We start from the raw sequence: 20,180 nt of genomic DNA, 5'->3' as shown, positions 1-20,180 counted from the left end.
GCACAGGTCCGCCTGCGCTCTGGTGAAATCCGCCGCGTTCACGTTGAATGCCGCGCGACGATTGGTGAAGTTGGCAACGAAGAGCACAGCCTCCGTCAAATCGGTAAGGCTGGCGCGAACCGCTGGCGCGGTATCCGCCCGACGGTGCGTGGCGTTGCAATGAACCCGGTCGATCACCCGCACGGTGGTGGTGAAGGCAAGACGGCTGCAGGTCGCGATCCGGTGAGCCCGTGGGGCACGCCTGCTAAGGGTTATCGCACCCGCAGCAACAAGCGCACGACGAGCATGATCGTCCAGCGCCGTCACAAGCGTTAAGGAGTAGGCAATGGCACGTTCTGTAAAAAAAGGTCCGTTCTGCGACGCCCATTTGCTGAAGAAAGTTGAGTCGGCAGCCGCTGCACGTGACAAGAAGCCGATCAAAACCTGGTCGCGTCGTTCGACGATTCTGCCGGATTTCATCGGTTTGACGATTGCTGTGCACAACGGCCGTCAACACGTTCCGGTGTACATCTCGGAAAACATGGTCGGCCACAAGCTTGGCGAGTTTGCATTGACCCGGACGTTCAAGGGTCACGCAGCCGACAAGAAGGCTAAGAAATAAGGGGCTCATGATGGAAGTGAAAGCAATTCATCGCGGTGCCCGCATCTCGGCGCAGAAAACGCGCCTTGTGGCTGACCAGATCCGCGGTTTGCCGGTCGACAAGGCGCTGAACGTTCTGACGTTCTCGCCGAAGAAGGCTGCGGGAATCGTGAAAAAGGTCGTGCTGTCGGCGATCGCGAATGCGGAGCATAACGAAGGCGCCGATATCGACGAGCTCAAGGTAACGAGCATCATGGTCGACAAGGCTGCATCGCTCAAGCGTTTTACTGCGCGCGCTAAAGGCCGCGGTAACCGCATCGAGAAGCAATCCTGTCACATCACTGTGACGGTCGGGAATTAAGGGGTCATACGATGGGACAGAAAATTCATCCGACTGGCTTCCGTTTGGCCGTCAGCCGCAATTGGGCGTCGCGTTGGTACGCGAACAACAACAATTTCGCGGCGATGTTGCAGGAAGACATCGGTGTTCGTGAATACCTGAAGAAGAAGCTGAAAAACGCTTCGGTTGGTCGCGTCGTTATCGAGCGTCCGGCGAAAAACGCGCGCATCACGATTTATAGCTCGCGTCCGGGTGTCGTCATCGGTAAGAAGGGCGAGGATATCGAGCTGCTGAAGTCGGAACTGCAACGCCGCATGGGCGTTCCGGTCCACGTCAACATCGAAGAAATCCGCAAGCCGGAAACCGATGCGCAACTGATCGCTGACTCGATCACGCAACAACTCGAGCGTCGGATTATGTTCCGCCGCGCGATGAAGCGTGCGATGCAAAACGCAATGCGTCTGGGTGCTCAAGGCATCAAGATCATGAGCGCTGGCCGCCTGAACGGTATCGAAATCGCTCGTACGGAATGGTATCGCGAAGGTCGCGTGCCCCTTCATACGCTGCGTGCTGATATCGACTACGCAACTTCGGAAGCGAAGACGACGTACGGCATCATCGGCGTGAAGGTGTGGGTCTACAAGGGCGACACGCTCGGCCGCAACGACGCACCGGTGGTTGAAGAAGTCGCCGAAGAAAAGCGTCCGCGCCGCAACGCACGTCCGGGTGGCGATCGTCGTCCGCGTCGCGATGGTGAAGGTGGTGGCCCGGCAGGTGCACGCCGTGGCGCTCCCCGTCGTGCTGGCGGTGCCGGCGACGGCGGGAAGACTGGAGAATAACGATGCTGCAACCGAAACGCAGAAAATATCGCAAAGAGCAGAAGGGTCGTAACACCGGTATCGCTACCCGCGGCAACGCGGTGTCGTTCGGTGAGTTCGGCCTGAAGGCTATCGGTCGTGGTCGCTTGACCGCGCGCCAGATTGAAGCGGCACGTCGTGCAATGACGCGTCACATCAAGCGTGGTGGCCGCATCTGGATCCGCATCTTCCCGGACAAGCCGATCTCGCACAAGCCGGCTGAAGTACGTATGGGTAACGGTAAAGGTAACCCTGAGTACTACGTCGCGGAGATTCAACCGGGCAAGATGCTGTACGAAATGGACGGCGTAACCGAAGAGCTGGCACGCGAAGCGTTCCGTCTGGCTGCAGCTAAGCTGCCGCTCAAGACGACGTTTATCGTGCGTCAGCTCGGCGCCTAAGGAGTAAATGATGAAGGCTTCCGAACTTCACCAGAAAGATCAGGCCGCGCTCAACAAGGAGCTGTCGGACCTGTTGAAGGCGCAATTCGGCCTGCGCATGCAACTCGCGACCCAGCAGCTCACGAACACGAGCCAACTGAAGAAGGTTCGTCGCGACATCGCACGTGTGCGGACCGTCCTGACTGAGAAGGCGAACCAGAAATGAACGATAGCGTAAAAACCTCGCTCAAGCGGACGCTGGTCGGCAAGGTCGTCAGCAACAAGATGGACAAGACGGTCACCGTGCTGGTTGAGCACCGCGTGAAGCACCCGATCTACGGCAAGTACGTTGTGCGTTCGAAGAAGTACCACGCGCACGACGATGCGAACACGTACAACGAGGGTGACCTCGTTGAAATCCAGGAAACGCGTCCGATTTCGAAGACGAAAGCTTGGGTTGTGGCTCGCCTGGTCGAGGCTGCTCGCGTCATCTGACGCCGCAAAGTTGTAGAAGTAGTTGAAATCGCAGTAAGTTTCGCTTGCAAGACCGAGATTATCAGTTATAATCTCGGTCTTCCCTCTTTTATGGGAGCCCCGTCGCGGGCGAAGTTGGTGGGGGAAGCGGTTCAGGCGCCAGTCTGTTCCGAAGGATTCACCGGATTGCGATGGCGGGTTTCGTTTGCCGTCGCTGCTGTTCATACCCAAGCAGCCGATTGGCTGACGGGACCAAGACTGACCGGGTACGCCATGGTGGTGTGACCGGATTAAGTTGGGATAGATAAACCATGATCCAGACCGAAACTCGGCTTGAAGTGGCCGACAACACCGGTGCGCGTGAAGTCATGTGCATCAAGGTTCTCGGCGGCTCGAAGCGTCGTTATGCCAGCATTGGCGACATCATCAAGGTGACCGTCAAAGAAGCAACGCCGCGCGGGCGCGTGAAGAAAGGCGAAATTTACAACGCCGTGGTGGTTCGCACCGCCAAGGGCGTGCGCCGTCAGGACGGCTCGCTGATCAAGTTCGATGGCAATGCTGCAGTGCTGTTGAATGCCAAGCTCGAACCTATTGGCACCCGTATTTTCGGGCCTGTTACGCGCGAGTTGCGCAGCGAACGATTCATGAAGATCGTTTCGTTGGCACCTGAAGTGCTGTAAGGAGTCGCGATGAACAAGATTCGCAAAGGTGACGAAGTTATCGTCATCACCGGCAAAGATAAAGGCAAGCGCGGCGTCGTGCTGTCCGTTGGCGAAGACAAGGTAATTGTCGAGGGCATCAACCTCGTCAAGAAGCACGTCAAGCCGAACCCGATGAAGGGTACGACGGGTGGTGTGGAAGCCAAGACGATGCCGCTGCAAATTTCGAACGTCGCATTGGTCGACGCGAATGGCAAGGCGTCGCGTGTAGGCATCAAGGTCGAGGGAGACAAGAAAGTCCGTTTCCTTAAGACGACCGGTGCCGTGCTGAGCGCCTGACGCTGCGGAGTAAAAAAATGGCTCGTTTGCAAGAGTTTTACAAAGAGAAGGTTGTACCCGGCCTCATCGAGAAGTTCGGTTACAAGTCCGTGATGGAAGTGCCGCGCATCACCAAGATCACCCTGAACATGGGCCTTGGCGAAGCGGTTGCTGACAAGAAGATCATCGAAAACGCCGTTGGCGACCTGACGAAGATCGCAGGCCAGAAGCCGGTGATCACGAAGGCACGCAAGGCAATCGCTGGCTTCAAGATCCGTCAGGGCTATCCGATCGGTGCAATGGTCACGTTGCGTGGTCAGGCAATGTACGAATTTCTGGACCGTTTCGTGACGGTTGCGCTCCCCCGTGTGCGCGACTTCCGTGGCGTGTCGGGTCGTGCGTTCGATGGTCGCGGCAACTACAACATCGGGGGGAAAGGGCAGATCATTTTCCCCGAAATCGACTACGACAAGATCGACGCACTGCGTGGGCTGAACATCAGCATCACGACAACTGCGAAGACCGACGACGAAGCAAAGGCTCTGCTCGCCAGCTTCAAGTTCCCGTTCAGAAACTGAGGTTACCGTGGCTAAACTGGCACTGATCGAACGTGAAAAGAAGCGTGCTCGCCTGGCCGCTAAGTACGCTCCCAAGCGTGCTGAGCTGAAAGCGATTATCGGCGATATGAGCAAGTCGGACGAAGAGCATTACGCAGCACGTCTGGAACTGCAACAACTGCCGCGCAACTCTAACCCGACCCGTAAGCGCAATCGTTGCGCAATTACCGGTCGCCCGCGTGGCACGTTCCGTAAATTCGGGCTGGCGCGTAACAAGATTCGCGAAATCGCGTTCCGCGGCGAGATCCCTGGCCTGACCAAGGCGAGCTGGTAATAGGAGAAACGTAAATGAGCATGAGTGATCCTATCGCCGATATGCTGACTCGCATCCGCAATGCGCAGATGGTTGAGAAAGTTTCGGTGACAATGCCCTCGTCGAAAGTCAAGGTTGCGATTGCGCAGGTCCTGAAGGACGAAGGCTATATCGATGATTTCGCAGTGAAGTCCGAAGGTGCGAAGTCTGAATTGAACATCGTGTTGAAGTACTACGCTGGCCGTCCGGTGATCGAGCGCATTGAACGCGTTTCGAAGCCTGGTCTGCGTGTGTACCGCGGCCGTAACGACATCCCCGTGGTCATGAATGGCCTCGGCGTGGCAATCGTGTCGACGCCGAAGGGCGTGATGACGGACCGCAAGGCGCGTGCAACGGGCGTTGGCGGCGAAGTCATCTGCTACGTCGCTTAAGGCCGAAAGGAGAGAAACATGTCTCGAGTAGGTAAAAGCCCGATCGCGCTGCAAGGCGCAGAAGTGGCCCTGAGCGACGAACGCATTACCGTCAAGGGCCCGCTGGGTACGATTTCGCAGGCTGCAAACAGCCTCGTGAAGGTGGTGAACGACAACGGCACGCTGAAGTTCGAGCCGGTGGACGAAAGCCGCGAAGCGAATGCGATGTCGGGCACGATGCGCGCACTGGTTGCGAACATGGTGAACGGCGTGACGAAGGGTTTCGAGCGCAAGCTGACGCTGGTTGGCGTCGGTTACCGCGCACAGGCGCAAGGCGACAAGCTGAACCTGTCGCTGGGTTTCTCGCACCCCGTGGTGCACCAGATGCCGGAAGGCGTCAAGGCTGAAACCCCGACGCAAACCGAAATCGTGATCAAGGGGATCAATAAGCAACAAGTTGGCCAGGTCGCTGCAGAAGTGCGCGGCTATCGCCCGCCGGAGCCCTACAAGGGCAAGGGTGTGCGTTACGCCAACGAGGTTGTGATCCTCAAAGAAACGAAGAAGAAGTAAGGGTGCGCAATCATGGATAAGACTCAATCTCGCCTGCGCCGCGCTCGTCAGACGCGTATCAAGATCGCTGAGCTGCAGGTCGCGCGTCTCGCCGTGCATCGCACGAACACGCACATCTATGCGCAAGTGTTCTCGCCGTGCGGCACCAAGGTGCTCGCCAGCGCGTCGACGCTCGAAGCCGAAGTGCGTGCGCAACTGGCTGATCAGACTGGCAAGGGCGGCAACGTCGCTGCTGCGACCCTGATCGGTAAGCGCATTGCAGAAAAGGCTAAGGCTGCCGGCATCGAATCCGTCGCCTTCGACCGTTCGGGTTTCCGTTACCACGGCCGCGTGAAAGCGCTGGCTGATGCGGCGCGCGAAGCCGGACTCAAGTTCTAAGGGAAGAATTCGTCATGGCAAAGATGCAAGCGAAAGTTCAGGCTGACGAACGCGACGACGGCCTGCGCGAAAAGATGATTTCGGTCAACCGCGTGACCAAGGTTGTGAAGGGCGGCCGGATTCTCGGTTTTGCCGCACTGACCGTGGTTGGTGACGGTGATGGCCGCGTCGGTATGGGCAAGGGCAAGGCGAAGGAAGTGCCGGTCGCTGTTCAGAAGGCGATGGAACAGGCTCGCCGCAACATGTTCAAGGTGCCGCTTAAGAACGGTACCCTGCAACACGAAGTGCACGGTAAGCACGGCGCATCGATGGTCCTCCTCGCCCCGGCGAAGGACGGTACCGGTGTGATCGCTGGCGGCCCGATGCGCGCAGTGTTCGACGTGATGGGCGTGCAGAACGTTGTGGCCAAGAGCCACGGTTCGACGAACCCGTACAACCTCGTTCGTGCAACGCTCGACGGTCTGCGTAAGCAGTCGACGCCGGGTGATATCGCGGCGAAGCGCGGCAAGTCCGTCGAAGATATTCTGGGCTAAGGTGGACACCATGTCTGATAAAACTGTCAAGGTCCAGCTCGTCAAGAGCCTGATCGGCACCCGTGAAACGCACCGTGCAACGGTGCGTGGCTTGGGCCTGCGCCGACTCAACTCGGTTAGCGAGTTGCAGGACACGCCGGCTGTGCGCGGCATGATCAACAAGGTTTCGTACCTCGTTAAGGTCATCAGCTAAGCGGCTGACCAGGACTCAAGGAGTTGATAATGGAATTGAATAACCTGAAGCCGGCTGAAGGCTCGAAGCACGCTAAGCGTCGCGTCGGCCGTGGCATCGGCTCCGGTCTGGGCAAGACGGCTGGCCGCGGTCACAAGGGTCAGAAGTCGCGTTCGGGCGGCTTTCACAAGGTTGGCTTCGAAGGCGGTCAAATGCCGCTGCAACGTCGCCTGCCGAAGCGTGGCTTCACCTCGCTGACGAAGGAATTCGTCGGTGAAGTGCGTCTCTCTGATCTGGAAAAGCTGCCGGTCGACGAAATCGATCTGTTGGCTCTGAAGCAAGCCGGCCTGCTCGGCGAGCTGATCAAGAGCGCCAAGATCATCGCGACGGGCGAGCTTAAGCGCAAGATCGTTGTGAAGGGTCTGGGTGCGACGAAGGGTGCGCGCGCTGCTATTGAAGCAGCCGGCGGCTCTTTTGCCGAGTAACGCGCAAGTTATTTGCCGTCACTAGCATTTGCATCGGAGAAGGTACTTGGCTAACAGTCCGAGTCTCGCAAAACCCGGTCGCAGCGCGGCGAAGTTTGGCGATCTGCGTCGGCGTGCAGTGTTCCTGCTGCTGGCGTTGATCGTCTACCGTATCGGCGCGCACATTCCGGTGCCGGGTATTGACCCGGACCAGCTGGCAAAGTTGTTCCAAAGCCAGTCGGGCGGCATCCTTGGCATGTTCAACATGTTCTCGGGTGGTGCACTTTCGCGGTTCACGATTTTTGCGCTGGGGATCATGCCGTACATTTCGGCGTCGATCATCATGCAGTTGCTGGCGATTGTCTCGCCGCAACTCGAAGCGCTGAAAAAGGAAGGGCAGGCGGGGCAACGGAAGATTACGCAGTACACGCGTATCTTTACGGTCCTGCTGGCGACGTTCCAGGCGTTCGGCATCGCCGTCGCACTGGAAAATCAGCCGGGCCTGGTGATCGATCCGGGGATGGTATTTCGGCTGACGACGGTCGTGACGCTGGTGACCGGCACGATGTTCCTGATGTGGCTGGGTGAGCAGATCACGGAACGCGGGCTTGGTAACGGTATCTCGATCATCATTTTCGGCGGTATTGCGGCGGGTTTTCCGAACGCAATCGGTGGTCTTTTCGAACTGGTGCGAACTGGCTCGATGAGCATCATCTCGGCGATTATCGTGGTCGCGCTGATTGCCGGTGTGACGTATCTGGTGGTGTTCATCGAACGCGGCCAGCGCAAGATTCTTGTGAATTACGCCAAGCGGCAAGTCGGTAACAAGATTTACGGCGGACAGTCTTCACATCTGCCGCTGAAGTTGAATATGTCGGGCGTGATTCCGCCGATCTTTGCATCGTCGATCATTCTCTTCCCGGCAACCATCCTGAACTGGTTTAGTTCGGGGTCGCGTACCAGCTGGTTCGCAGACACGTTGCACAACGTGGCCGAAGCCCTTAAGCCCGGTCAACCCGTGTACGTGTTGCTGTACGCGTTGGCGATCGTCTTCTTCTGCTTCTTCTACACCGCACTGGTGTTCAACAGCAGAGAAACGGCCGACAACCTGAAAAAGAGTGGCGCTTTCGTCCCAGGCATCCGCCCGGGCGATCAAACGGCGCGATACATCGACCGCATCCTGACGCGTCTGACGCTGGCTGGTGCGATCTACATCGTGTTTGTTTGTCTGCTGCCTGAATTTTTGGTACTGCGCTGGAACGTGCCGTTTTATTTTGGTGGAACGTCGCTGCTGATCATTGTCGTCGTCACAATGGATTTCATGGCGCAGGTGCAGTCGTACGTTATGTCGCAACAGTATGAATCGCTGCTGAAGAAAGCTAATTTCAAAGGCGGCGGCGTCCCGATGCGTTGAAAGGACTTATGGCCAAAGACGATGTTATCCAGATGCAGGGTGAAGTCATCGAAAACCTGCCTAACGCTACCTTTAGGGTGAAGCTGGAAAACGGCCATGTCGTATTGGGACACATATCCGGCAAGATGCGGATGCACTACATCCGAATCTTGCCGGGCGACAAGGTAACGGTTGAATTGACGCCTTACGATCTGTCGCGTGCGCGGATCGTGTTCCGGGCGAAGTGATTTGAAAAAAGGGTAATATCATGAAAGTGATGGCATCGGTTAAGCGCATTTGCCGCAATTGCAAGATCATCAAGCGCAAAGGCGTTGTGCGCGTGATTTGCAGCTCTGATCCGCGCCACAAACAGCGTCAAGGCTGAACGCCGCGCTTTTTGCTGCGCTTTTTGTTTGAGGAAAAACAATGGCTCGTATCGCAGGGGTTAACATCCCGAATCACCAGCATACCGAAATCGGCCTGACGGCAATTTACGGTATCGGCCGCACGCGCTCGCGCGACATCTGCGTCGCTGCTGGTGTGGCATTTTCGAAGAAGGTCAAGGACCTGAACGACGCAGACCTCGAAAAGCTGCGTGAAGAAGTCGGCAAGTTCATCGTTGAAGGCGATCTGCGCCGTGAAACGACGATGAACATCAAGCGCCTGATGGATCTCGGCTGCTACCGTGGCGTGCGTCATCGCAAGGGCCTGCCCCTGCGTGGCCAACGCACGCGTACGAATGCCCGTACGCGCAAGGGTCCGCGTCGTGCAGCGCAATCGCTGAAGAAGTAAGCGGAACTGACAGTTACAGGAAAACGTAATGGCTAAGGCTTCGAACAACTCCGCGGCGCAACGCGTTCGCAAGAAGGTCAAGAAGAACGTCGCCGAGGGCGTGGTTCACGTTCACGCGTCGTTCAACAACACCATCATCACGATCACCGATCGTCAAGGCAATGCACTTGCTTGGGCAACGTCGGGTGGTCAGGGCTTCAAGGGTTCGCGTAAATCGACCCCGTTTGCAGCCCAGGTGGCAGCCGAATCGGCTGGCCGCGTGGCGATGGAATACGGCGTGAAGAACCTCGAAGTGCGTATCAAGGGCCCCGGCCCTGGCCGCGAATCGGCGGTGCGCGCGTTGCATGGTCTTGGCATCAAGATCACCGCGATCTCCGACGTGACGCCGGTCCCGCACAACGGCTGCCGTCCGCCGAAGCGTCGTCGTATCTAAGACGCTGTTTTCGCTAGCGCCTGTCGCCGCCGGGGTTCAAGCCGGCGACCACAGGCTGCTTGCGCTATTGAATTGACTAAGCCCACCGTTCGACCCAAAGGGTTCGGACTAGCGCGAGTGCATGCATTCGTGTGATCAATCATAGAAGGAATCAACGTGGCACGTTATATCGGCCCTAAGGCCAAGCTGTCCCGCCGTGAAGGCACTGACCTCTTCCTGAAGAGCGCCCGTCGTTCGCTCGCTGACAAGTGCAAGCTTGACAGCAAGCCTGGCCAGCACGGCCGCACGTCGGGTGCACGTACGTCCGACTACGGCACGCAGCTGCGCGAAAAGCAAAAAGTGAAGCGCATCTACGGTGTCCTCGAGCGTCAATTCCGCCGTTACTTCGCTGAAGCCGACCGCCTGAAGGGCAACACAGGTGAAAACCTGCTGCAATTGCTCGAATCGCGTCTCGACAACGTCGTGTATCGCATGGGCTTCGGCTCGACGCGCGCTGAAGCACGTCAGCTCGTGAGCCACAAGGCGATCACGGTGAACGGCGTGGTGTCGAACATCCCGTCGATGCAAGTGAAGGCAGGCGACGTCGTCGCAGTGCGCGAACAAAAGAAGAAGCAGGCGCGTATTCTCGAAGCGCTGTCGCTGGCTGAGCAAGGCGGTCTGCCGAGCTGGGTCGCTGTCGATTCGAAGAAATTCGAAGGTACGTTCAAGCAGAAGCCGGAACGCAGCGACATCGCTGGCGATATCAACGAAAGCCTGATCGTCGAATTGTATTCGCGGTAATCGGATTAACGGCCGGGGCACCCCGATTGCGTTGCGCAAGGGGGCGTCTCGGCTGTTTATTTTCAGGTTGTTACCGGTCAGCCTTATCGGTGTAACGAGCCGAGGGTATTGAAAAGGAAAACCTATGCAAACCAGTTTGTTGAAGCCCAAGATCATCGCTGTTGAATCGCTTGGTGAGAGCCACGCGAAAGTGGTCATGGAACCGTTTGAACGCGGTTACGGCCACACCTTGGGTAACGCGCTTCGGCGCGTGCTGCTGTCGTCAATGATCGGCTACGCGCCGACCGAAGTGACGATCGCAGGCGTCGTACATGAGTATTCGACGCTCGACGGTGTGCAAGAGGATGTGGTCAACCTGTTGTTGAACCTGAAGGGCGTAGTGTTCAAGCTGCATAACCGTGACGAAGTGACGGTTACGCTGCGCAAGGAAGGCGAAGGCGTTGTCACCGCTGGCGACATCGAACTCGCGCACGATTGCGAAGTGATCAACCCGGATCACGTGATTGCGCATTTGTCGAAGGGCGGCAAGCTCGACGTGCAGATCAAGGTCGAAAAGGGCCGTGGTTATGTGCCGGGCAATGTGCGTCGTTACGGCGAAGAGTCGGCCAAGATCATCGGCCGTATCGTGCTGGACGCGTCGTTCTCGCCGGTTCGCCGCGTGAGCTACGCCGTTGAAAGCGCGCGCGTCGAACAGCGTACCGACCTCGACAAGCTCGTGATGAACATCGAGACCAACGGTGTGATCTCGCCGGAAGAAGCGATCCGTCAATCGGCGCGTATTCTGGTTGATCAACTGTCGGTGTTCGCTGCACTGGAAGGCACTGAAGCAACGGCGGAAGCGCCGTCGCGTGCGCCGCAGATCGATCCGATCCTGCTGCGTCCGGTTGATGATCTCGAACTGACGGTTCGTTCCGCGAACTGCCTGAAGGCCGAGAACATTTACTACATCGGCGACCTGATCCAGCGTACGGAAAACGAGTTGCTCAAGACCCCGAATCTGGGGCGCAAGTCGTTGAACGAAATCAAGGAAGTACTGGCGTCGCGTGGTTTGACGCTCGGCATGAAACTCGAAAACTGGCCGCCGGCAGGTTTGGACAAGTAAGTCGAGAAGTAATCTCGGGATAAGACCCCGCTGCTGCACTGGCAAAGACGCGGATTTTCCTTTAAAATCCGCGTCTTGGCTTTTTTCACTACCGGCCCGTGCACTCATCACCGTTGGGAAACCGAGGGTAGACCGAGCGCGATAGAAGAGCTGGACCAAAACTTTGAATCAAAGGAATTAACATGCGTCACCGTCATGGTTTGCGGAAACTGAACCGCACGAGCAGCCACCGTCTGGCAATGCTCCGTAACATGTCCAACTCGTTGATCGAGCACGAAGTCATCAAGACGACGCTGCCGAAGGCGAAAGAACTCCGTAAAGTCGTCGAGCCGCTGATCACGCTCGGCAAGAAGCCGTCGCTGGCAAATCGTCGTCTGGCGTTCAACCGCCTGCGCGATCGTGACTCGGTCACGAAGCTGTTCGAAGTCCTCGGCCCGCGTTACGCTACCCGTCCGGGCGGCTACCTGCGCGTCCTGAAGTTCGGCTTCCGCGTCGGCGACAACGCACCGATGGCACTGGTCGAATTGCTGGACCGTCCGGAAGTCGAAGAAGTTGAAGTGCAAGAAGCTGAGTAAGCTTTTTAGCATCGAAGAAAAAGCCAGGCGCCAAGCCTGGCTTTTTTGTTTATAGCGGCGAATTTCACTGCGGCATGTCGATCGCGGCGGCCAAATGCCGCATGCTTGCTGCGTGGGCGTCTGCGGCACCGCGAGGCTAGGTGATACGATATTGGCACTTGAATCGTGTCTGTCTGGAGCCTTCGTGAGCGTGAGCTTGAATGTGACCTTGATTCTGACCACGGTACCGGATGCTGCCGTTGCTCAGAAGCTCGCCGCGGATGCGTTGGCCGCGCGGCTATGCGCCTGCGTCACGCAGTTGGGCACTGTGCAGTCCAGCTATCACTGGCAGGGCGCCGTCGAAACGACGCAGGAGATCCAATTGCTGTTCAAGACCAGCGCGGCACGCGCGCTCGAGCTCGAGCAGTACATTCAGGCCCACCATCCCTACGACACGCCGGAAATCCTCTCGTGGCAAGCTACGGCATCGGTCGCGTACGGCCAGTGGATTGCTGCTGAAACCCAACGTCCTCTCCATGTTTAACGGTCTAAATCGACGTGCGCGTCACGCGTTGCGCGTAGTCTTCTTCCTGTTCGGCTGCCTGATATTCGCGCAGTTCGGCACGCTTGCCCGCGCTGCGGACGACTTCCTCGATCCCGCCGTCGCCTTCAAATTCAGCGCGACCGAGAAACCGGGCGAAGTCGACGTCACGTACAAGATCGCGGACGGTTACTACATGTACCGTGAGCGCTTCGCGTTCGCGACCCGCAACGGCACGACGACGATTGGCGAGCCCCAATTGCCGGCTGGTCATGTCAAGTTCGATCAGACCTTCAACAAGAACGTCGAGACGTATCGCAGTGAGCTGACGATCCGCATCCCGGTGAAACAGGCCCAGGGGCCGTTCGACCTGGCCGTCACGTCTCAAGGCTGTGCCGATGCAGGCATCTGCTATCCGCCGATGGAGCGCGTGTACCACGTGAGCGGCGAGGCTTTGCAGCCGGCCGGCAGTGCGGCGGCTACCGGCGGCGGCTCTACGCAGCAATCCGCAGCAGCCGGCGCGCCGTGGTATGAGCGCGCCACCAGCGCCGACTATGCGCAATCGCTGCTGCAAGGCGGTGGCTTCTTCGCGATCATCGGGCTCTATTTCGTGGCCGGCGCCGTGCTCAGCCTGCTGCCGTGCTCGTATCCGATGATCCCGATCCTGTCGGCGATCATCATTGGCGAAGGCGCGCGGGTGACGCGTGCCCGCGGCTTTGCGTTGTCGCTGGCCTATGTGATCGGCATGGCGCTCGTCTACACGGCGCTTGGCATTGCGGCCGCGCTCGTTGGGCAGAGCCTCGGCGCGTGGCTGCAGAACCCGTGGGTACTTGGTACGTTCGGCGTACTGCTGACCGTTTTCGCCTTGACGCTGATCGCGGGCTTCGACATCGCTTTGCCGCAGCGCTGGCAGGACGGCGTGTCGCGCGCGTCGACCGGACGTTCCGGCGGCAAGTTTGCCGCTGTGGCGGTAATGGGTGCCCTGTCCGCGCTGGTGGTCGGGGCCTGCATGACCGCGCCGCTTTTTGCCGTGCTGGCATTCATTGCGCATACGGGCGACGCGTTGCTCGGCGGCGCGGCGCTGTTCTCGATGGGACTCGGTCTCGGCGTACCGCTCCTGATTATCGGCCTTGGCGCTGGTACCTTGCTGCCGCGCGCCGGCGCTTGGATGGACGGCGTCAAGGTGTTTTTCGGCGTAGTGTTGCTTGCGGCGGCCCTGTGGATCGTCTGGCCGGTGCTTGGTGCGACCGCGACCATGCTGTTGAGCGCGCTGTGGTTGCTGATCGCTGCAGCCGGGCTTGGTCTTTTCTCGGCCTCGACGGCGGGCGCTTCGGTGTGGCGCCGGCTCGGCCGTGGTATTGGCGCAGCGCTGGCAATCTGGGCGGCGGTGCTGCTGGTCGGCCTTGCTGCGGGTTCGTCCGATCCGCTGCGTCCGCTAGCGGTCCTGGCCGCACGTGGGGGCGGGGAAGCAAGCGTGGCAAACACCTCTAACATGCCGAATACAGCGCCACAGAGCGATCTGACGTTCGCTTCGGTGCGTTCCTCGACCGAGCTCGACGAGGCCGTCAAAACGGCTGCGCAGCCCGCTATGCTCGATTTTTACGCAGACTGGTGCGTGAGCTGCAAAGAGATGGAGAAGTTCACGTTCAGCGATCCGCGCGTTCAGGCGAAGTTGAAGCAGATGAACCTGCTGCGCGCCGACGTCACCGCGAATAACGCCGACGATCAGATGCTGCTCAAGCGCTTCAGCCTGTTCGGCCCGCCCGGCATCATCTTTTTCGACCAGGGCGGCAAGGAAGTGCTGCGCGTCGTCGGCTACGAGTCCGCAGACAAGTTTTTGCGCACCCTCGATCGCGCGAACGCGCCCCGGGGCGTAACGCAAAGCAGCTCGCCCGCCTGAGCGGGCAAAGAAACCCGCGCCGACACGCCCGTAGAAGACGCACGCCAGAACACGCATAAAAAAACGGAGGCACGACTTAAAAAGTCGGCCTCCGTTTATTTGGGGCGCTTTCAAAGACTAGCGCCGCCGGCAAAGCGACACGTTAAATCACTTCTGTGAGCGCAAAATCCGCGCGGCATCCAGCGCGAAGTAGGTCAGCACGCCATCCGCGCCTGCGCGCTTGAACGCCAGCAGCGATTCCATCATCGCCTTGTCGTGATCGAGCCAGCCATTTTGCGCGGCCGCCTTCAGCATCGCGTATTCGCCGCTGACCTGATACACGTAGGTCGGGAACTTGAACTCGTCCTTCACACGACGCACGATGTCCAGATACGGCATGCCCGGTTTGACCATCACCATATCCGCGCCTTCTTCGATGTCCGCCTGCACTTCGCGCAGCGCTTCATCCGAATTGGCCGGATCCATCTGGTAGGTCATCTTGTTGCCCTTGCCGAGGTTCGTCGCGGAACCGACGGCATCGCGGAACGGGCCGTAAAACGCCGACGCGAACTTGGCCGCGTAAGCCATGATGCGCGTGTGGATATGTCCCTCGCTCTCGAGCATTTCGCGGATCGCGCCAATGCGGCCGTCCATCATGTCCGAGGGCGCAACGATATCGACGCCCGCTTCAGCTTGCACACGCGCCTGTTCCACGAGGATCTCGACGGTTTCGTCGTTGATCACGTAGCCCGCTTCGTCGAGCACGCCGTCCTGGCCGTGGCTCGTGTACGGATCGAGCGCGACGTCGGTCAGTACGCCGAGGTCGGGAAAGTTCTTTTTCAGTTCGCGAACCGCGCGCGGAATCAGGCCAGCGGGGTTGGTCGCCTCGCGGCCATCAGGCGTCTTCAAGGAAGGGTCGATTGCCGGAAAGAGCGCCAGTACCGGCACGCCCAGTTCGACGCATTGCTCGGCCACACCCATCAGCAGATCCACCGACACGCGCTCGACGCCTGGCATCGACGGTACGGCTTGCCGCACGTTGGTGCCTTCGACGATAAACACGGGAAAGATCAGATCGTTGGTGGTGAGGATGTTTTCTCGCATCAGACGGCGCGAGAAGTCGTCACGGCGCATGCGGCGCGGACGGTAGTGCGGAAAGAAGCTCATAACCGAATCGAAGAAACGTGGATGTGTGGAGTGGACAAGTAGCGCCTGCCTCCGCTCCCGGAAACTTTTCGAGACAATGGTATATCATACCGATCGAGCAAGGCGCCCTGCGCTGACCTCCCCGCTTCTCCTCCCTGAGCGGGTGCCTGTCGTTTTTTCGATTAGGCTGTTTGACCCGCCGTTAAAGCGGCGGGGTTTTTTTTGGGCGGCCGGGATGGCGTTTTTTTCCTGGGCTCGTACCCGCCGCGAGATTACTGCGCCGCGTCTGCTTCTCCCTTGGCCTCGGGGATCAACCAGCTTTCGATCAGTTCGTGCGCTTCGTCGATGCCGACGCGCTTGAGCGCCGAGAACAACTGTGCGGTCAGTTCGCCCTGGTAGCCTGCGGCGCGATATTCGGCCAAACCTTTCTGTGTCGCGCGCAAGGCGTTGACGCTTTCCTGGCGCGTCAATTTGTCGCACTTCGTCAGCAGCGTGTGGATCGGCTTGCCGGTCGGCGCGAACCATTCGATCATCCGCCGGTCCAGATCCGTCAACGGGCGGCGCGAGTCCATCATCAGGATCATGCCGCGCAGTTGCGAGCGCGATTGCAGGTAGGTGGAGAGCAGTGCTTCCCAGTGGGCCTTGGCCGCGCCCGGCACTTCCGCATAGCCGTAGCCCGGCAGGTCGACCAGATGCGCGGTTGGTTCGTCCTCCTTGCCCACCGAGAAATAATTGATGTGCTGCGTGCGGCCAGGCGTCTTACTGGCGAACGCGAGGCGCTTCTGATTGCAGAGAATATTGATGGCCGTGGACTTGCCTGCATTCGAGCGTCCCGCAAAGCAGATCTCAGGTTGCGCGGTGGCCGGCAGATCACGTAAGTGATTGACGGTCGTGAAAAAGCGGGATTGGTGGAGCAGGAAGGACATGATCAGGCCGGTATTCGAGACGCCGGGGAACCCGGAGTGGGGACGGGTCAAGCCCGACTGGCGTCTTAGCGATTAGCGAGTTATTGTACAATACGATGGTTTACTGAAAACCTGAGGGGGCCAGCCCGCGTGCCTTGGCGGCTCTTTGCGGTCACTCAGTCGCTGTCGTATCTTGCAAAACCTCTAAAATCCCACAAGACGAGACAGGGTGTGCGAATGAATCGACTGTGCAAGACTCTGATGGTGCTTCAAGTAGCGGCAGGTCTTTCAGGTTTGGCAATTCAGGCACGAGCAGCAGATCCGGCAAAGCCGGACGTCAATCGGGGGCAGGCAATCGCAGTGCAGGTTTGCGCGTCATGTCACGGTGCAGACGGCAACAGTGCTGGTGGTGCGTATCCGAAGCTGGCAGGTCAGCATCCCGAGTATCTCGTCAAGCAACTGATGGATTTCAAAACGCAGCCGGGCGCCAAGCAGCCCGCGCGCAACAATGCGATCATGGCGGGCATGGCCGCGGCGCTGTCCGATCAGGACGTGGTCAACGTGGCGGCTTATTTCTCGACGCAGACCCCGAAACCAGGTTACGCGCATAGCAAGGACACCGTCCCGCTCGGTCAGAAGATTTATCGCGGTGGGATTGCGGACAAGGGAGTACCGGCGTGCGCGAGTTGCCACGGACCGACCGGTCAGGGGATTCCGTCGCAGTATCCGCGTCTGTCGGGGCAGTGGGCCGAATACACGGTGGCGCAGTTGACCGCGTTCACGCAGGGCTCGGGCGCACGTAACAACAATGAGGCGATGCACGCCGTTGGATCGCGTCTGTCGGACAGCGAGATCAAGGCTGTAGCCGATTACATCGCGGGCTTGCACTAAGAAGTCCGCACGCAAGCAACCGGCCCGGCGAGGCCGGTACAAAACAAGAAAAGGGTGAGGGCGTCGTGTCTACGACAGCCCTTCACCCTTTTTTGCTGTTCAGTCGGAGTATGAATGAGCTTCACCACGTCGGGTTTGCAGTCGAAGTCGGGCAATCGCTTCACGCGCAGCATCATCGAGGTATTGAGTTCGATGCGCTTCGCGATCTCGTTGCTCGTGATCCTGTCGATCGCCAGTATTATCGGCACCGTCCTCACGCAGGACGATCCGTATCCCAACTACGTCAATCAGTTCGGCCCGTTCTGGGCGGACATCTTCCGCTCGCTGAGCCTGTACACGGTGTACAGCTCGTGGTGGTTCATGCTGATTCTCGGCTTCCTGATGGTGTCGGTGTCGCTGTGCGTGATCCGCAATGCGCCGAAAATGGTCGCGGACGCCAAGAGCTGGAAAGACAAGGTCCGCGAAGGCAGCTTGCGCGCGTTCCATCATAAGGGCGAGTTCGCGGTGCACGGCAAGCGCGCGCAGACCGCGGCGGTACTCGCCAAACTCTCGGCCAAGCTCGGCTACAAGTTCGTCACACGTGAGTCGGACGGTGCAACGCTGATCGCAGCGAAGCGCGGCGCGCTGACCAAGTTCGGCTACATCTCGGCGCACATTGCGATTGTGGTGATCTGTCTGGGCGGCCTGCTCGACAGCAATCTGCCGATCAAGCTGCAAATGTGGCTGTTCGACAAGTCGCCGATCCGCGCCAACACGGTGATCAACGACATTCCGCCGGAACATCGTCTGTCGCAATCGAACCCGACTTTTCGCGGCTATGCGTGGGTGCCGGAAGGGCAGCATGTGTCGACGGCGATCCTTAACCAGCCGGACGGCTCGCTGATCCAGGACCTGCCGTTCTCGATCGAGCTGAACAAGTTCATCGTCGACTACTACTCAACGGGCATGCCGAAGCTGTTTGCGAGCGACATCGTCGTGGTCGACCATAAGACGGGCGCACGCGTGCCGGCACGCGTCGAAGTGAACAAGCCGTTCACCTACGACGGCGTGTCGATCTATCAGTCGAGCTTCCAGGACGGCGGCTCGCAGATGCAAATGACCGCGTACCCGATGTCCGGTGCGAGTGCGAAGACCGCGCCGTTCGGCGGCACGATCGGCGGCAACGCGCCGTTGGGCACGGCCACGCCGCTGGCTGACGGCCAGACCGTCGAATTCACCGATTTCCGCGCGATCAACGTCGAAAACGTCTCCAATGGCAGCGGCCAGAACGATGCACGTGGCGTTGCCGCGCATCGGTCGCTGAAAGAAGCGTTTGACGAGCGTCTCGGCTCCGGTGCCAAGAGCTCGAAGCCGCTCGATCTGCATAACGTCGGTCCGTCGGTGCAGTACAAGGTGCGCGACAAGGACGGCCAGGCGCGCGAGTACAACAACTACATGCTGCCGGTGGACGTCGCGGGCGAAAAGATGTTCCTCGCCGGCATGCGCCTGAATCCGGACGATCCCTTCCGCTACCTGCGGATTCCCGCCGACACCGGTGGGACCGTCAAGGAATGGATGAACCTGCGCGCCACGCTTGAAAATCCGGCCATGCGCGCGACGGCCGCTCACCGTTTCGCGCTGCGCTCGGTGCCGGGTTCGAATACCGAACTGCAACAGCACCTGGAAGAAAGCGCGTTGCGTGTCCTGACCCTGTTTGCGGGTGCGGACAACGGTATCAAGATGCCGAACGGCCAGACGGTCGGCGGCTTCCAGGCGGTCGCCGGGTTCATCGACCATTCGGTGCCGAAGGGCGAGCAGGAAAAAGCCGCGGGCCTGCTGCTGCGCATGCTGGAAGGCGCGACGTGGGACCTGTGGCAACTGTCGCGTGAGCAGCTGGGCGAGCCGGACGCGCAGGCCAATGCGGACGCCAGCCGCTTCGTTCAGAGTTCGATCAATGCGATATCCGACAGCTTTCTGTATGGTTCGCCGGTCTATTTGCAGCTTGACTCATTCAAGCAGGTGCAAGCTTCGGTATTTCAGTTGACGCGCGCGCCGGGCAAAAAAGTCGTGTATCTTGGCAGCCTGCTCCTCGTGTTGGGCATCTTTTCGATGTTCTACGTCCGCGAACGGCGCCTCTGGTTCTGGCTCAAAGATACCGATCACGGCACGAATGTCGTGATGGCGATGTCGAGCGCGCGCAAAACGCTCGATTTCGAAAAGGAGTTCGTTCAAACGCGCGACGCTGTCGGCGCCGCGTTGGGCGCCAAACTCACTGAAGCATCCGACGCCGCCGGCGCCTCCGACAAACCCGGCCATGCCGGCGCGCCGTCCGCACGCTCACAAGATTCGACCCGGTAAGATCATGGACTTGACTCAGGTTTCTTCATCCTCCTCTTCACCCTCGCGGCCGCAGAAGTCGTTCGCGAACGAGGCACTCAACGTTGCTGAGTATGATGAGCGGCCGTTTCTGAAACGGCTCGGCATCGTCGACTGGCTGTTCGCCGTCGTGATGGTCGCGGGCGCGGGGTTCGCGCTGTCGCGCTATCACCCGTTCATGAACTACTACGACAAACTGGTGTTGTGCCTGGCCGTGCCGGTGTTCGTCGTACTCGGCTGGCGCTGGAAGCCGGTGCGTCCGCTGATGGTGGGCATCGCCGCGCTGTCGTTGCTGGCAATCCAGATCTATCAGGGCGATCTGTCGCGCGCGGATAGCGCGTTCTTCCTTAAGTATTTCCTGTCGAGCCAGTCCGCGATTCTGTGGATGAGCGCGCTCTTCGTCT

Annotated in this window: 30 protein-coding genes and 2 pseudogenes; 30 read left to right on the top strand and 2 right to left on the bottom strand. The window is 59.2% G+C overall.

The annotated features are described in order from the left end of the window. The 27 genes and pseudogenes from FSO04_RS40660 to dsbD form a co-directional block, all read left to right on the top strand. Positions 1–315 (top strand): annotated as a pseudogene (locus FSO04_RS40660) (50S ribosomal protein L2); the annotation flags it as partial. A gap of 10 nt (positions 316–325) precedes the next feature. Further along, on the top strand, positions 326–601 hold the full coding sequence (gene rpsS, locus FSO04_RS40655; protein ID WP_054036552.1) for a 30S ribosomal protein S19: 276 nt from the start codon (positions 326–328) through the stop codon (positions 599–601). Between the two features lie 7 nt (positions 602–608). Continuing rightward, on the top strand, positions 609–941 hold the full coding sequence (rplV, locus tag FSO04_RS40650; protein WP_197070230.1) for a 50S ribosomal protein L22: 333 nt from the start codon (positions 609–611) through the stop codon (positions 939–941). An 11-nt stretch (positions 942–952) separates the two neighbouring features. Then, positions 953–1,759: a 30S ribosomal protein S3 gene (rpsC, locus tag FSO04_RS40645; protein ID WP_011490053.1), complete on the top strand. Its 807-nt coding sequence runs from the start codon at positions 953–955 to the stop codon at positions 1,757–1,759. 2 nt (positions 1,760–1,761) lie between these two features. Further along, complete coding sequence (gene rplP, locus FSO04_RS40640; protein ID WP_007180131.1) at positions 1,762–2,178, top strand: 50S ribosomal protein L16; 417 nt, start codon at positions 1,762–1,764, stop codon at positions 2,176–2,178. Positions 2,179–2,188: 10 nt separating this feature from the next. Then, positions 2,189–2,383, top strand: a complete 195-nt coding sequence (rpmC, locus tag FSO04_RS40635; RefSeq protein ID WP_007180130.1) for a 50S ribosomal protein L29 — start codon at positions 2,189–2,191, stop codon at positions 2,381–2,383. Then, on the top strand, positions 2,380–2,652 hold the full coding sequence (gene rpsQ / locus FSO04_RS40630) for a 30S ribosomal protein S17 (protein WP_007180129.1): 273 nt from the start codon (positions 2,380–2,382) through the stop codon (positions 2,650–2,652). The genes rpmC and rpsQ overlap by 4 nt, the downstream gene beginning before the upstream one ends. Before the next feature lie 290 nt (positions 2,653–2,942). Beyond that, entirely contained in the window at positions 2,943–3,311 is a 369-nt protein-coding gene (gene rplN, locus FSO04_RS40625; protein ID WP_006052212.1) for a 50S ribosomal protein L14, read from the top strand. 9 nt (positions 3,312–3,320) lie between these two features. Next, on the top strand, positions 3,321–3,629 hold the full coding sequence (rplX, locus tag FSO04_RS40620) for a 50S ribosomal protein L24 (protein ID WP_028199569.1): 309 nt from the start codon (positions 3,321–3,323) through the stop codon (positions 3,627–3,629). A gap of 17 nt (positions 3,630–3,646) precedes the next feature. Beyond that, on the top strand, positions 3,647–4,186 hold the full coding sequence (rplE, locus tag FSO04_RS40615; RefSeq protein WP_154567040.1) for a 50S ribosomal protein L5: 540 nt from the start codon (positions 3,647–3,649) through the stop codon (positions 4,184–4,186). A 7-nt stretch (positions 4,187–4,193) separates the two neighbouring features. Beyond that, positions 4,194–4,499: a 30S ribosomal protein S14 gene (gene rpsN / locus FSO04_RS40610; protein WP_006052215.1), complete on the top strand. Its 306-nt coding sequence runs from the start codon at positions 4,194–4,196 to the stop codon at positions 4,497–4,499. Positions 4,500–4,513: 14 nt separating this feature from the next. Then, the gene (gene rpsH / locus FSO04_RS40605) at positions 4,514–4,909 is read left to right on the top strand and encodes a 30S ribosomal protein S8 (RefSeq protein ID WP_006052216.1); all 396 of its coding nucleotides are present in this window, start codon (positions 4,514–4,516) and stop codon (positions 4,907–4,909) included. Between the two features lie 18 nt (positions 4,910–4,927). After that, positions 4,928–5,458 (top strand): 50S ribosomal protein L6, encoded by a 531-nt coding sequence (gene rplF / locus FSO04_RS40600; protein WP_028199570.1) that lies wholly within the window; start codon positions 4,928–4,930, stop codon positions 5,456–5,458. 12 nt (positions 5,459–5,470) lie between these two features. Next, complete coding sequence (gene rplR / locus FSO04_RS40595; protein WP_006052218.1) at positions 5,471–5,836, top strand: 50S ribosomal protein L18; 366 nt, start codon at positions 5,471–5,473, stop codon at positions 5,834–5,836. Between the two features lie 14 nt (positions 5,837–5,850). Next, positions 5,851–6,369, top strand: coding sequence for a 30S ribosomal protein S5 (rpsE, locus tag FSO04_RS40590; protein ID WP_006052219.1), 519 nt, complete (start codon positions 5,851–5,853; stop codon positions 6,367–6,369). A 10-nt stretch (positions 6,370–6,379) separates the two neighbouring features. Continuing rightward, positions 6,380–6,562 carry a 50S ribosomal protein L30 gene (gene rpmD, locus FSO04_RS40585; RefSeq protein WP_007180126.1) on the top strand — a complete coding sequence of 61 codons (183 nt, stop codon included), beginning with the start codon at positions 6,380–6,382 and terminating at the stop codon, positions 6,560–6,562. 29 nt (positions 6,563–6,591) lie between these two features. Beyond that, positions 6,592–7,026 carry a 50S ribosomal protein L15 gene (rplO, locus tag FSO04_RS40580; RefSeq protein ID WP_054036556.1) on the top strand — a complete coding sequence of 145 codons (435 nt, stop codon included), beginning with the start codon at positions 6,592–6,594 and terminating at the stop codon, positions 7,024–7,026. Between the two features lie 46 nt (positions 7,027–7,072). Beyond that, a complete protein-coding gene (gene secY, locus FSO04_RS40575) occupies positions 7,073–8,419 on the top strand; it encodes a preprotein translocase subunit SecY (protein WP_063497536.1) in 1,347 nt (448 codons plus the stop codon). A gap of 8 nt (positions 8,420–8,427) precedes the next feature. Then, positions 8,428–8,646: a translation initiation factor IF-1 gene (infA, locus tag FSO04_RS40570; protein ID WP_004521905.1), complete on the top strand. Its 219-nt coding sequence runs from the start codon at positions 8,428–8,430 to the stop codon at positions 8,644–8,646. A 20-nt stretch (positions 8,647–8,666) separates the two neighbouring features. Continuing rightward, a complete protein-coding gene (rpmJ, locus tag FSO04_RS40565) occupies positions 8,667–8,783 on the top strand; it encodes a 50S ribosomal protein L36 (RefSeq protein ID WP_004199844.1) in 117 nt (38 codons plus the stop codon). A 41-nt stretch (positions 8,784–8,824) separates the two neighbouring features. After that, positions 8,825–9,190, top strand: coding sequence for a 30S ribosomal protein S13 (gene rpsM / locus FSO04_RS40560; protein ID WP_006052223.1), 366 nt, complete (start codon positions 8,825–8,827; stop codon positions 9,188–9,190). Between the two features lie 28 nt (positions 9,191–9,218). Further along, positions 9,219–9,623: a 30S ribosomal protein S11 gene (gene rpsK, locus FSO04_RS40555; RefSeq protein ID WP_006052224.1), complete on the top strand. Its 405-nt coding sequence runs from the start codon at positions 9,219–9,221 to the stop codon at positions 9,621–9,623. A 156-nt stretch (positions 9,624–9,779) separates the two neighbouring features. Then, positions 9,780–10,403, top strand: a complete 624-nt coding sequence (rpsD, locus tag FSO04_RS40550) for a 30S ribosomal protein S4 (protein ID WP_007180123.1) — start codon at positions 9,780–9,782, stop codon at positions 10,401–10,403. Positions 10,404–10,527: 124 nt separating this feature from the next. Beyond that, positions 10,528–11,505 carry a DNA-directed RNA polymerase subunit alpha gene (locus FSO04_RS40545; RefSeq protein ID WP_006052226.1) on the top strand — a complete coding sequence of 326 codons (978 nt, stop codon included), beginning with the start codon at positions 10,528–10,530 and terminating at the stop codon, positions 11,503–11,505. 182 nt (positions 11,506–11,687) lie between these two features. After that, entirely contained in the window at positions 11,688–12,080 is a 393-nt protein-coding gene (gene rplQ, locus FSO04_RS40540) for a 50S ribosomal protein L17 (protein WP_006052227.1), read from the top strand. Positions 12,081–12,270: 190 nt separating this feature from the next. Next, positions 12,271–12,603, top strand: coding sequence for a divalent-cation tolerance protein CutA (gene cutA, locus FSO04_RS40535; protein ID WP_168435997.1), 333 nt, complete (start codon positions 12,271–12,273; stop codon positions 12,601–12,603). Then, positions 12,596–14,500, top strand: coding sequence for a protein-disulfide reductase DsbD (gene dsbD, locus FSO04_RS40530; RefSeq protein WP_154567039.1), 1,905 nt, complete (start codon positions 12,596–12,598; stop codon positions 14,498–14,500). Before cutA ends, dsbD begins: the two co-directional genes overlap by 8 nt. Positions 14,501–14,647: 147 nt before the next feature. Here the strand turns inward: dsbD and hemB are convergent, their stop codons facing one another. Next, the gene (hemB, locus tag FSO04_RS40525) at positions 14,648–15,646 is read right to left on the bottom strand and encodes a porphobilinogen synthase (protein ID WP_154567038.1); all 999 of its coding nucleotides are present in this window, start codon (positions 15,644–15,646) and stop codon (positions 14,648–14,650) included. A 251-nt stretch (positions 15,647–15,897) separates the two neighbouring features. After that, positions 15,898–16,551: a ribosome biogenesis GTP-binding protein YihA/YsxC gene (gene yihA, locus FSO04_RS40520; RefSeq protein ID WP_154567037.1), complete on the bottom strand. Its 654-nt coding sequence runs from the start codon at positions 16,549–16,551 to the stop codon at positions 15,898–15,900. A gap of 216 nt (positions 16,552–16,767) precedes the next feature. On the opposite strand from yihA, the gene FSO04_RS40515 reads away from it, so the two are divergent. The 3 genes and pseudogenes from FSO04_RS40515 to FSO04_RS40505 form a co-directional block, all read left to right on the top strand. Then, positions 16,768–17,421, top strand: a complete 654-nt coding sequence (locus FSO04_RS40515) for a c-type cytochrome (protein WP_154567036.1) — start codon at positions 16,768–16,770, stop codon at positions 17,419–17,421. Between the two features lie 114 nt (positions 17,422–17,535). After that, positions 17,536–19,758 (top strand): cytochrome c biogenesis protein ResB, encoded by a 2,223-nt coding sequence (locus FSO04_RS40510; protein WP_154567035.1) that lies wholly within the window; start codon positions 17,536–17,538, stop codon positions 19,756–19,758. Between the two features lie 4 nt (positions 19,759–19,762). Continuing rightward, positions 19,763–20,180 (top strand): annotated as a pseudogene (locus FSO04_RS40505) (c-type cytochrome biogenesis protein CcsB); the annotation flags it as partial.

This window comes from Paraburkholderia madseniana (assembly GCF_009690905.1).
Lineage (GTDB): Bacteria > Pseudomonadota > Gammaproteobacteria > Burkholderiales > Burkholderiaceae > Paraburkholderia > Paraburkholderia madseniana.
This window is presented reverse-complemented; position numbering and strand designations above follow the sequence as displayed.

What these genes read in the sequence shown, in the direction of transcription:
- rpsS (WP_054036552.1), top strand. Translation starts at nt 326, where the DNA reads ATGGCACGTTCTGTAAAAAAAGGTCCGTTCTGCGACGCCCATTTGCTG.
- rplV (WP_197070230.1), top strand. Translation starts at nt 609, where the DNA reads ATGATGGAAGTGAAAGCAATTCATCGCGGTGCCCGCATCTCGGCGCAG.
- rpsC (WP_011490053.1), top strand. Translation starts at nt 953, where the DNA reads ATGGGACAGAAAATTCATCCGACTGGCTTCCGTTTGGCCGTCAGCCGC.
- rplP (WP_007180131.1), top strand. Translation starts at nt 1,762, where the DNA reads ATGCTGCAACCGAAACGCAGAAAATATCGCAAAGAGCAGAAGGGTCGT.
- rpmC (WP_007180130.1), top strand. Translation starts at nt 2,189, where the DNA reads ATGAAGGCTTCCGAACTTCACCAGAAAGATCAGGCCGCGCTCAACAAG.
- rpsQ (WP_007180129.1), top strand. Translation starts at nt 2,380, where the DNA reads ATGAACGATAGCGTAAAAACCTCGCTCAAGCGGACGCTGGTCGGCAAG.
- rplN (WP_006052212.1), top strand. Translation starts at nt 2,943, where the DNA reads ATGATCCAGACCGAAACTCGGCTTGAAGTGGCCGACAACACCGGTGCG.
- rplX (WP_028199569.1), top strand. Translation starts at nt 3,321, where the DNA reads ATGAACAAGATTCGCAAAGGTGACGAAGTTATCGTCATCACCGGCAAA.
- rplE (WP_154567040.1), top strand. Translation starts at nt 3,647, where the DNA reads ATGGCTCGTTTGCAAGAGTTTTACAAAGAGAAGGTTGTACCCGGCCTC.
- rpsH (WP_006052216.1), top strand. Translation starts at nt 4,514, where the DNA reads ATGAGCATGAGTGATCCTATCGCCGATATGCTGACTCGCATCCGCAAT.
- rplF (WP_028199570.1), top strand. Translation starts at nt 4,928, where the DNA reads ATGTCTCGAGTAGGTAAAAGCCCGATCGCGCTGCAAGGCGCAGAAGTG.
- rplR (WP_006052218.1), top strand. Translation starts at nt 5,471, where the DNA reads ATGGATAAGACTCAATCTCGCCTGCGCCGCGCTCGTCAGACGCGTATC.
- rpsE (WP_006052219.1), top strand. Translation starts at nt 5,851, where the DNA reads ATGGCAAAGATGCAAGCGAAAGTTCAGGCTGACGAACGCGACGACGGC.
- rpmD (WP_007180126.1), top strand. Translation starts at nt 6,380, where the DNA reads ATGTCTGATAAAACTGTCAAGGTCCAGCTCGTCAAGAGCCTGATCGGC.
- rplO (WP_054036556.1), top strand. Translation starts at nt 6,592, where the DNA reads ATGGAATTGAATAACCTGAAGCCGGCTGAAGGCTCGAAGCACGCTAAG.
- infA (WP_004521905.1), top strand. Translation starts at nt 8,428, where the DNA reads ATGGCCAAAGACGATGTTATCCAGATGCAGGGTGAAGTCATCGAAAAC.
- rpmJ (WP_004199844.1), top strand. Translation starts at nt 8,667, where the DNA reads ATGAAAGTGATGGCATCGGTTAAGCGCATTTGCCGCAATTGCAAGATC.
- rpsM (WP_006052223.1), top strand. Translation starts at nt 8,825, where the DNA reads ATGGCTCGTATCGCAGGGGTTAACATCCCGAATCACCAGCATACCGAA.
- rpsK (WP_006052224.1), top strand. Translation starts at nt 9,219, where the DNA reads ATGGCTAAGGCTTCGAACAACTCCGCGGCGCAACGCGTTCGCAAGAAG.
- FSO04_RS40545 (WP_006052226.1), top strand. Translation starts at nt 10,528, where the DNA reads ATGCAAACCAGTTTGTTGAAGCCCAAGATCATCGCTGTTGAATCGCTT.
- rplQ (WP_006052227.1), top strand. Translation starts at nt 11,688, where the DNA reads ATGCGTCACCGTCATGGTTTGCGGAAACTGAACCGCACGAGCAGCCAC.
- dsbD (WP_154567039.1), top strand. Translation starts at nt 12,596, where the DNA reads ATGTTTAACGGTCTAAATCGACGTGCGCGTCACGCGTTGCGCGTAGTC.
- hemB (WP_154567038.1), bottom strand. Translation starts at nt 15,646, where the DNA reads ATGAGCTTCTTTCCGCACTACCGTCCGCGCCGCATGCGCCGTGACGAC.
- yihA (WP_154567037.1), bottom strand. Translation starts at nt 16,551, where the DNA reads ATGTCCTTCCTGCTCCACCAATCCCGCTTTTTCACGACCGTCAATCAC.
- FSO04_RS40515 (WP_154567036.1), top strand. Translation starts at nt 16,768, where the DNA reads ATGAATCGACTGTGCAAGACTCTGATGGTGCTTCAAGTAGCGGCAGGT.
- FSO04_RS40510 (WP_154567035.1), top strand. Translation starts at nt 17,536, where the DNA reads ATGAGCTTCACCACGTCGGGTTTGCAGTCGAAGTCGGGCAATCGCTTC.